The following is a 2,033-nucleotide window of genomic DNA, read 5'->3' as shown; positions in this document are numbered from 1 at the left end:
ACCATCGCGTTCGCGGGCGAGGGCCAGAACATCGACACCGGCGCGAAGGTGTATCACAACGCGCCGAACACCAAATCGACCATCGAGTCGAAGTCCATCAGCAAGGACGGCGGCCGCACGAACTACCGTGGCCTCGTCCACATCGCCGACGGCGCCGAGAACTCCTCGACGTCCGTCGAGTGTGACGCGCTGATGTTCGACAACGAGTCGACCAGCGACACGATGCCGTACATGGAAATCGAGGAGTCGAAGGTCGACGTGGCCCACGAGGCGACCGTCGGCAAAATCGGCGACGAGGACGTCTTCTACCTCCAGTCGCGCGGACTGGACGACGACGACGCAAAGCAGATGATCGTCGCCGGGTTCATCGAACCGATTACGGAAGAATTACCCATCGAGTACGCGGTCGAACTCAACCGCCTCGTCGAACTCGAAATGGAGGGGTCGCTCGGATAGTGGTCCCTCGGGACCCGTCCAGTTTCATAGAGGGTGTATAATGGGAATCGATTCAACATTCGAGGACACTCGCGACGTCGCCGAGCAACACGAGGGGCATACAGTCTGGGGGCCAGTCGACGAACCGGATCAACTGGGAATCCACGGGACACACGTGGCTGTCGACTTCGACATCTGCATCGCCGACGGTGCTTGTCTCGAGGACTGCCCCGTCGACGCCATCGACGTCGACCCAGGGCGAGAGAGGCGACTCTGAGGTAGCAATAGAGCGATCACCGATGATTCTAACACTCCAATGCTACCAGTGCGGGACAGAATACGAGTACCTCGGTACGTTGCCACATCCCGCTCGGTGTGTGGCGTGTGGGTCGTCGTGCGTCCCGCCTGCTGGCTCTCTCACTGTGGTAAATAGCGTCCACTGGGAGAGCGCCAATGGACTCGCGAAAGTCTGGGTCCACACTGTCGACGAACGTGACCGACCGTTCGAGTTCGAAATCGCCGCACACGGTAGCCGCGGTAAACTGGTCGCGATCAAAGTTGATGGCGTGTCGATTGACCCACAAATCGATGACTGCATGGAAACACTTCCACCGGCAGTTACAGCCGAAATCGCAGATCTAGGCGTCAAAGATATCGAAACCGCGAAAGTCGAAAGCTCATGATTGCAAGCCGATTCACGCAACGACCGACCCGGAACAGTATCGTCCTGACAAAGTACGCCACTCGGTATGCGGCTGGAGGTGTTCATTGAGCCGATGAGTTCCGAGATTCGATTTACGGATTTCAAATCCGACAAACAGCCCACGTGGTGTCCCGGTTGCGGTGACTTCGGGACGATGAACGGCATGATGAAAGCGCTGGCCGAGACCGGCAACGACCCCGACAACACGTTCGTCGTTGCCGGCATCGGCTGTTCCGGGAAAATCGGGACGTACATGCACTCGTATGCGCTGCACGGCATCCACGGCCGCGCCCTGCCAGTAGGTATCGGTATGAAGATGGCCAATCCCGAACTCGAAGTGATGGTCGCCGGCGGCGACGGCGACGGCTACTCCATCGGGGCCGGCCACTTCGTCCACGCGGTCCGCCGGAACGTCGACATGACGTACGTGGTCATGGACAACCGGATTTACGGGCTGACGAAGGGGCAGTTCTCGCCGACCAGCCGGGAGGACTTCGAGACCTCGACGTCGCCGGACGGTACGAACCAACAGCCGGTCAACCCACTGGCGCTGGCGCTCGCCGCGGGCGGGACGTTCATCGCCCAGTCGTTCTCTTCGGACTCCCAGCGACACGCCGAAATCGTCCAGAAGGCCATCGAACACGACGGCTTCGGCTTCGTGAACGTTTACTCGCCGTGTGTGACGTTCAACGATGTCGACACCTACGACTACTTCCGCGACGCCATCGTCGACGTGGCCGACGACGATTTCGACCACGATTCTTCGGACTACGACGCCGCGAAGGACCTCATCATGGACCGCGACAAGGAGTATCAAGGCGTCATCTATCAGGACGACAGTTCCGTCGGCTTCGAGAAGCGCGAGGGCATCGAGGCACCGATGAACGACATCCCC

The 2,033-nt window shown here is 59.8% G+C and carries 2 protein-coding genes and 1 pseudogene; all 3 read left to right on the top strand.

The window, feature by feature from the left end; translation table 11 throughout:
- Positions 1-456: SufD family Fe-S cluster assembly protein (locus GJ631_RS18305; protein ID WP_197425208.1), on the top strand; the 456-nt coding region annotated here is incomplete at its 5' end.
- Between the two features lie 40 nt (positions 457-496).
- Positions 497-682, top strand: a pseudogene (locus tag GJ631_RS18300) (4Fe-4S binding protein); the annotation flags it as partial.
- Positions 683-1,211: 529 nt separating this feature from the next.
- On the top strand, positions 1,212-2,033 hold an 822-nt coding region (locus GJ631_RS18295; protein WP_156710527.1), incomplete at its 3' end, for a 2-oxoacid:ferredoxin oxidoreductase subunit beta.

This window comes from Natronomonas sp. CBA1123, from assembly GCF_009741925.1.
Lineage (GTDB): Archaea > Halobacteriota > Halobacteria > Halobacteriales > Haloarculaceae > Natronomonas.
This window is presented reverse-complemented; position numbering and strand designations above follow the sequence as displayed.